Below are 7,006 nucleotides of genomic sequence, written 5' to 3'. Positions count from 1 at the left end.
ACAACGCCTCCAACGGCTGGTTCGACTGGGCGGCCTTTGCCGTAGTGCAGTCCATGCTCTGGCTGCTGGCCGCCGCCGGACTCTGGATGCGCGCGCGCCGCATGCCCTTTGAGGTGCGACGCTGCGAAGAGACGCGCAGCGAACTGGAAAGCTTGTTCTACATGGCGCAGGAACAATTGCCGCTGGAGGGCATGACCTACCTGGGCTATCTGGCGCTATTGAAGCAAGGCGCGGCCCTGGTTGGCGGCGCCGGTTCGGAAAATTTGTTCACGGTACATCTGCTGATTCAGCCGGAGCGAATTTACCTGCATTCCATCCTCACTGGCGAAGAACGACGCGCCGACTTTTCCCTGGCCCGTTTCCTGCTGCTCTGTTTGCGGCGGCCGGAGTTTCGTTACGGACCGCCAGAGGTGGTGCTGGCGCTCAGTCCGCGCGAACGCGATCGCTACGCCAGCGAACTGCATCGCGCCGGCTTTGTTGCGGTGGCCGGCGGCGAGCTGGGCGCCGGAGGCGTCTACCGCGAGCAGCTGCGCAATCTGCCGGCGCAGCGCTTTGGCCAGTGGCGACCCTTTCAAAAGGAAATTGTTTTCTTTCAATTTCGACCGGAGACTGCGTTGCAGGCCATGAATTGATGCCCGATCAACGCTATGCGCCGCCGGCGCACTGAACTTATAGAGCGTCTCAAGATCCTTGCCTTTGGTCACTGATAGACCCGGCCAGCCGCTTGACAGCCGCCGGGCGGGGGTCGCGCTGCGGCATTCTGCAGACCCGATGGCGCAATGCAAGGCCGTTCGGTTCAGATCGCCGCTGTGATCCATGTACAGCGGAAACTGGAGAAACAATGAACAATTCTGAAATAAGGGCGCGCCGCGGCAGGGCGACGCTACTTCTGGCGATTGCGCTGGCGGCGCTCTGCTTGCCTGGCGCTCTCTTTGCCGGCGAAGCGGATCTGCGCTTGCCTGACCTTGCGTCGCAAGCCTTCCTTGGGCTTGATGGCAAATCCTTGCTGCTCCTGGGGATGCTGGTTTGTGCCATTGGACTGGCCTTTGGCATTGTTCAGTTTGTACAGATCCGCGGGCTGCCCGTGCACCAGTCGATGCGCGACATCTCCGAACTGATTTACGAGACCTGTAAAACCTACCTGCTCACTCAAGGGAAGTTCCTGCTCATTCTGGAAATCTTCATTGGCGCAATCATTGTAGTCTATTTTGGGTTTTTGCGCGGCATGTCGGCGCAGGTTGTGGCGATCATCCTGGCCTGCAGCGTAGTTGGCATCGCCGGCAGCTACGGCGTGGCGTGGTTTGGCATTCGCATCAACACCTACGCCAATTCGCGCGCTGCTTTTGGCAGCCTGGGCGGCAAACCCTTCCCTACCTACGCCATACCATTGAAGGCCGGCATGTCCATTGGACTCTTGCTGATCTCCATTGAGTTGCTGCTGATGCTCAGCATTCTGCTATTCATTCCAGCCGAATACACCGGCCCCTGCTTCATTGGCTTTGCCATTGGCGAATCGCTGGGCGCCTCGGCGCTGCGTATTGCCGGCGGCATCTTCACCAAGATTGCCGATATCGGCTCCGACCTGATGAAGATTGTCTTCAAGATCAAAGAGGATGACGCCCGCAACCCCGGCGTCATTGCCGATTGCACCGGCGACAATGCTGGCGACTCCGTTGGTCCTACTGCCGACGGATTCGAAACCTATGGCGTAACCGGCGTTGCCTTGATCTCCTTCATTCTGCTGGCCGTGCCCGATGCATCGGTTCAGGTTCTGCTGCTGGTCTGGCTCTTTGTAATGCGCATCGTGATGATCCTGGCCAGTCTGCTGTCCTATGGCATCAGCGCCGCTTTTGCCAGAGCGCGCTACTCGCAGGCCGAAGACATGAATTTCGAGAAGCCGCTGACCGCTCTGGTCTGGCTGACCTCGCTGGTTTCCGTCGCCCTGACCTTTGTTGTTTCGTGGCTCTTGATTCCCAACATTGGCGGCGATCCCACGCTGTGGTGGAAGCTGTCCTTGATCATCACCTGCGGCACGCTGGCCGGCGCCGTGATCCCGGAACTGGTCAAGGCCTTCACTTCGACCGAGTCGCAACATGTACACGAAGTCGTTCACAGCTCGCGCGAGGGCGGCGCTTCGCTCAACATCCTCTCCGGACTGACTGCCGGCAATTTTGGCGGCTACTGGATGGGCCTGACTATCGTGGCGCTGATGGGCGTGGCCTACGGCGTCAGCACCCTGGGCGTCAGTTCGATCATGATGGCCGCGCCGGTCTTTGCCTTCGGTCTGGTCGCCTTTGGTTTTCTGGGCATGGGACCGGTGACCATTGCCGTCGACTCCTATGGACCGGTAACCGACAACGCCCAGTCGGTCTATGAGCTTTCGCTGATCGAACACCACAAGGGCGTCAAAGAAGAGGTGAATCGCGAGTTTGGATTCACGCCAAATTTTGAAAGATCAAAACACTTTCTGGAAGCCAATGACGGCGCCGGAAATACCTTCAAGGCGACAGCCAAGCCGGTGCTGATTGGCACGGCGGTGGTCGGCGCAACGACGATGATCTTTTCGATCATTATGATTCTGACCCAGGGCCTGAAGCCCGAACTAGTGGCAAAGCTCTCCATTCTGCATGCGCCCTTCCTGCTGGGACTGATCGCAGGCGGGGCCATGATCTACTGGTTTACCGGCGCATCAACCCAGGCCGTAGTTACCGGCGCCTACCGCGCCGTGGAGTTCATCAAGGCCAACATCAAGCTGGATGGAGTCGTGAAGGCTTCGGTGGCCGATTCCAAGCGCGTGGTCGAGATCTGTACGCGCTATGCACAACGCGGTATGTGGAACATCTTCCTGGCGGTATTCTTCAGCACCCTGGCCTTTGCCTTTGTCGAAGAGTACTTCTTCATCGGCTATTTGATCTCCATTGCTCTGTTTGGTCTGTTTCAGGCCGTGTTTATGGCTAACGCCGGCGGGGCCTGGGATAACGCCAAGAAGCTGGTGGAGGTCGAACTCAAGGAGAAGGGCACGGCGCTGCACGATGCCACCGTCGTCGGCGATACGGTTGGCGATCCTTTCAAGGATACCTCCTCGGTGGCGATGAACCCGGTGATCAAATTCACCACGCTCTTTGGCCTGCTGGCCGTGGAACTGGTGCTGGAGCTGATCAAAGCGGACCTGATCGTTGCCAAGCTGGCCCTGGCCGGTCTGTTCTTTGTTGTCGCCGTCGCCTTTATCTGGCGCTCCTTCTATAGTATGAGGATTCGCTCGGCATAAATCCTCTGCGCCTGCCCGATCGACCGCGCCGCAGCGATTGCATCAAAATCCAATCGTTCTGTCGGCGCGCTCCGGGCTGACCCTTCATGAATATCCTCCGAGTGGCGCGGGCTTTTGTCGCAGATTATCCCATGAGCGGCAGTCTGCGCCAGTCTGAGCGCGAGGGCGACCATCGACTGGCGCCGCAGTTTCTGGCGGCGAACTTGCATCCCAGCATTGAAGTCGTCGAAAGCAAGCTGGGCGATGCACAGGATGCGCCGCCCGGCGCCTCGCTTGGCAAGGGATCGCCGCAGTTGCCTGGCGAGCCGCACTGGCAGTGGCCGGAGGATCACTACTTTCTGGCGCAATTCAACCTGGCGCGCTGCAAGCTGGGCGATGTACAACAGCAGCTGCCGGCGCACGGCATGCTCTATCTGTTCTTCAACCCGCGGGCGATGAGCGCTGCGGCCTACTACTTCGAAGGCAACTCCGAGTTGCTGATTTCGACGGCGGCGCCGCCAGCGCGCGGCAAGCCGGATGGATATGCGCGCTTCTTTGCCCGGCGGGCCCTGATCAGCTTTGATGCCGGCTTTCGCTTTGGCGCCTGGCAGGATTCGGCCGAAATCCACGCCGCGCTGCCCGAGGATTTGCTGGCGGCGGTCAGTCAGATTCTGGGCATCGAGGCCTTTGACGACCGACGCTACTTCAACGATCCGACAAAGTCGGTCGCCGGCCATATGCTTGGCGCGCCGACGCTGCTTTCCGAGGACGATGCCGATGGCCAGCGCATCCGCCGGCTGATGGATCGCTATGTACTTCTTTATAATTTCAGCATGGCCGACAGCTACATCCATCTCTGGATCGAGGCGACGCGGCTTGCGGCCTGCGATTTTTCGCGCATCGAGGTTACCAGCTCGATTGGCTGAAAGCGCAGAATTTCCGGCGATGGCTCAGGCCAGCAGCGCGCCCAGTGCAATCAGCGCCTGACCGCTGTAGTAATTGACCAGGATGCCCAGCGCGGCGGTGGAAACTGGCCGCACGTAGCGATTCCAGGACCAGAAGCCGTCGGAGACGGCAAAGAGCAGCGCCCCACAGGCCAGCACCGGAAAGCGTCCGGCGGCGTAGTCGTTCCACCAGGCAAAGGCCATCATCGACGAAAGCATTGCGGCGTAACTCCAGATCAAGGGCAGCGAGCGCTTCTGCGCGGTGCGCAGACTCAAGATCGATGCATAGACGACTCCCGGTCCAAGGGCCGCCAGCCAGAACCAGCCTGGCGGCGCCGGCGCCGAGACTACAAAGGCGCTGAGGTAGGCGACATGGCCGGCCAGAAAAGCAAAGAAGCCAAAGAGAAACAGGCGCGGATAAAGCAGCAGCACATCGCCGGCGCAGCCCAGCATCAAGCCGGCAAAAATAATCTGTTGCAGCAGCCCCGGTTGCGTCCGGCCGCCAATGATCAGCGAGTAGTAGCCGGCGATCCAGAGCATGGGCAGCGCCTTCAGCCAGGGGTAAAGCGCCGGGCGACGCATGCGCGCCCAGATTGCCAGCGCGGCAAAAAGCAGAGCGGGAAGTAAGATCAAGACATGCTTCATCGGGGAACTACCAGGTTCGCCTGGAAAGTCGACGGAGCCTGAGCGCGGCGTCGACGACAAAAGTCGGCCTTGCTGGCTTCCTTCTGGCGCAGGCCCCGCGTGGCTCCCGCTTGACAGCGCCAGGGCGGGGCCCATCTCTGAATCAAAGCGAGCAAGAGGGTAAGGCGAAAGCATGAAGCGGCATATCAAAAAGGTTCTGATCCCGATCGACGGTTCAGAAACGTCGCGCAAGGCTCTGGAGATGGCTATTGGCATCTGCGAAGCGGCGGAAGCGCAACTGACGGTGCTCGAGGTGGTGGAAGAATTTGGACCGCTGCCCGGCTACTACGAGGCGGCGCCCCCGGGACTGGATCGCGTGAAGTGGATCTCCGAACAGCGCTTCGAAAAGAACCACTCGCCGCTGGACAATACCAGCATCAAGTGGGACCGCAAGGTGGAAGAAGGCTATCCCGCGGATCGCATCTGCGAAGTCGCCGCCAAAGGCGGATACGATTTGATCGTGATTGGCAGCCGCGGCCTCAGCGCCCTTGGCCGTTTCTTGCTGGGCTCCGTTTCGGACCGCGTCGTTCACCACGCTCCCTGCAGCGTAACGGTTGTGCGCTGATTGTAAACCCTGTAGTATTGCTAAAGATTGGAGGATCTCAAAAGCATGGCGATTAAAGTTGGAATCAATGGTTTCGGTCGCATTGGACGTCTGGTCTTTCGCGCCGGATTGGAAAAGGGCGGCGTACAGTTTGTTGGCATCAACGATCTGATCGACGCTGAGTACATGGCATACATGTTGCGCTACGACTCCACCCACGGCCCCTTCACGGGCGACGTGCGCGTGGAAAACGACATGCTGGTGGTCAACGGCCAGAAAATCCGCGTCACTGCGGAAAAGGATCCGGCCAATCTGAAATGGGGCGATGTGCAGGCTGACTATGTGGTCGAATCCACCGGCCTGTTCACCGACATGGAAAAGGCTGCGGCGCACATCAAGGCCGGCGCCAAGCGCGTGGTCATCTCTGCGCCTTCCAAAGACGCGCCGATGTTTGTGATGGGCGTAAACCACATGAGCTACAAGGCCGATCAGAATGTGGTATCGAATGCAAGCTGCACCACCAACTGCCTGGCGCCGCTGGCCAAGGTTGTGAACGACAACTGGGGCATCGTCGAAGGACTGATGACCACCGTGCACGCCGTCACCGCCACGCAGAAGACGGTGGATGGTCCCTCGCACAAGGACTGGCGCGGCGGACGCGGCGCCTATCAGAGCATCATTCCCTCCAGCACCGGCGCTGCCAAGGCGGTGGGCAAGGTCATTCCGGAACTGAATGGCAAGCTGACCGGCATGTCCTTCCGCGTGCCCACGCCCAATGTATCGGTGGTGGATCTGACCTGCCGTCTGGCAAAACCGGCCAAGTATGATGACATCAAGAAGAAGATGAAGGAAGCATCGGAAGGCGCGCTGAAGGGCATCCTCGGCTACACCGAAGACGCCGTTGTGTCGGCGGACTTTGTAACCGATCCGCGCACCTCGATCTTCGACGCCGAGGCCGGCATCATGCTCAACGACAACTTCGTCAAGCTGGTCAGCTGGTACGACAATGAGTGGGGCTACTCCAACAAGGTCATCGAGTTGATGAGCCACATGGACAGCGTAAAGTAAGCGAATACTTACTTACTTTCGCTCCAAAGCCGCGCCGCATCTTGCCGCGCGGCTTTTTTGTGTCCGCACACGCCACGCAAAGCCCGGGCAGGCGCAAAGGCTGGAAGCTTCGGGCGCCTTGAACTAATGCACGCCGCGGTTGAGGAATGTATCTAACTAAACAATAGCGCTATCAACGATATAAATATTGAAAGCGCATGGCGGGTCTGTGTAAATGCCATGACACACAGGCGGGTGAGGGCGGGGCCGAAGATGCGCCTGGGACTCACCTGGCGAAGCTGTATCTGGAGCGGTGGGCGAAGCGGCGGGACAAAAGAAATTCGCCTATTTCCCCGTGGTGCGTACAAGACGAACGCGACTATTGTCGTGACTGTCGGAGAAGACGAAAGCGCACAGATTGAGTTAAACGAAAGGCCCGTCATGCTCGCGCGTTTCGCGCAATGCGGCCGTCGAAAGCTATGTTCTTCTTTTCTTTTGCTGACGGGCGAATGTCTCCTCGCTTAGGAACGCCTCTCAAAC

The 7,006-nt window shown here is 59.3% G+C and carries 6 protein-coding genes; 5 read left to right on the top strand and 1 reads right to left on the bottom strand.

The annotated features are described in order from the left end of the window. The 3 genes from K1X75_18260 to K1X75_18250 form a co-directional block, all read left to right on the top strand. On the top strand, positions 1-632 hold a 632-nt coding region (locus K1X75_18260), incomplete at its 5' end, for a hypothetical protein (GenBank protein MBX7060011.1). Positions 633-841: 209 nt separating this feature from the next. Continuing rightward, on the top strand, positions 842-3,268 hold the full coding sequence (locus K1X75_18255) for a sodium-translocating pyrophosphatase (protein MBX7060010.1): 2,427 nt from the start codon (positions 842-844) through the stop codon (positions 3,266-3,268). 86 nt (positions 3,269-3,354) lie between these two features. After that, positions 3,355-4,173 (top strand): DUF1963 domain-containing protein, encoded by an 819-nt coding sequence (locus tag K1X75_18250; GenBank protein ID MBX7060009.1) that lies wholly within the window; start codon positions 3,355-3,357, stop codon positions 4,171-4,173. Positions 4,174-4,197: 24 nt separating this feature from the next. On the opposite strand, the gene K1X75_18245 is transcribed toward K1X75_18250, so the two are convergent. Then, entirely contained in the window at positions 4,198-4,836 is a 639-nt protein-coding gene (locus K1X75_18245) for a lysoplasmalogenase (protein MBX7060008.1), read from the bottom strand. Positions 4,837-5,008: 172 nt separating this feature from the next. Here K1X75_18245 and K1X75_18240 point away from each other — a divergent pair, with 172 nt between their 5' ends. Next, a complete protein-coding gene (locus tag K1X75_18240) occupies positions 5,009-5,440 on the top strand; it encodes a universal stress protein (protein ID MBX7060007.1) in 432 nt (143 codons plus the stop codon). Between the two features lie 45 nt (positions 5,441-5,485). After that, positions 5,486-6,487, top strand: a complete 1,002-nt coding sequence (gap, locus tag K1X75_18235; GenBank protein MBX7060006.1) for a type I glyceraldehyde-3-phosphate dehydrogenase — start codon at positions 5,486-5,488, stop codon at positions 6,485-6,487. Positions 6,488-7,006 lie beyond the last annotated feature (519 nt).

Source organism: Leptospirales bacterium, assembly GCA_019694655.1.
Lineage (GTDB): Bacteria > Spirochaetota > Leptospiria > Leptospirales > Leptonemataceae > SSF53.
Note: the sequence above shows the minus strand (reverse complement) of the source record. Positions and strands in the feature narration are given on the sequence as shown.

Bases quoted from the DNA above. Each gene is read 5' to 3' on its own strand.
- K1X75_18240 (MBX7060007.1), top strand. From the start codon at position 5,009: ATGAAGCGGCATATCAAAAAGGTTCTGATCCCGATCGACGGTTCAGAA.
- K1X75_18250 (MBX7060009.1), top strand. From the start codon at position 3,355: ATGAATATCCTCCGAGTGGCGCGGGCTTTTGTCGCAGATTATCCCATG.
- K1X75_18255 (MBX7060010.1), top strand. From the start codon at position 842: ATGAACAATTCTGAAATAAGGGCGCGCCGCGGCAGGGCGACGCTACTT.
- gap (MBX7060006.1), top strand. From the start codon at position 5,486: ATGGCGATTAAAGTTGGAATCAATGGTTTCGGTCGCATTGGACGTCTG.
- K1X75_18245 (MBX7060008.1), bottom strand. From the start codon at position 4,836: ATGAAGCATGTCTTGATCTTACTTCCCGCTCTGCTTTTTGCCGCGCTG.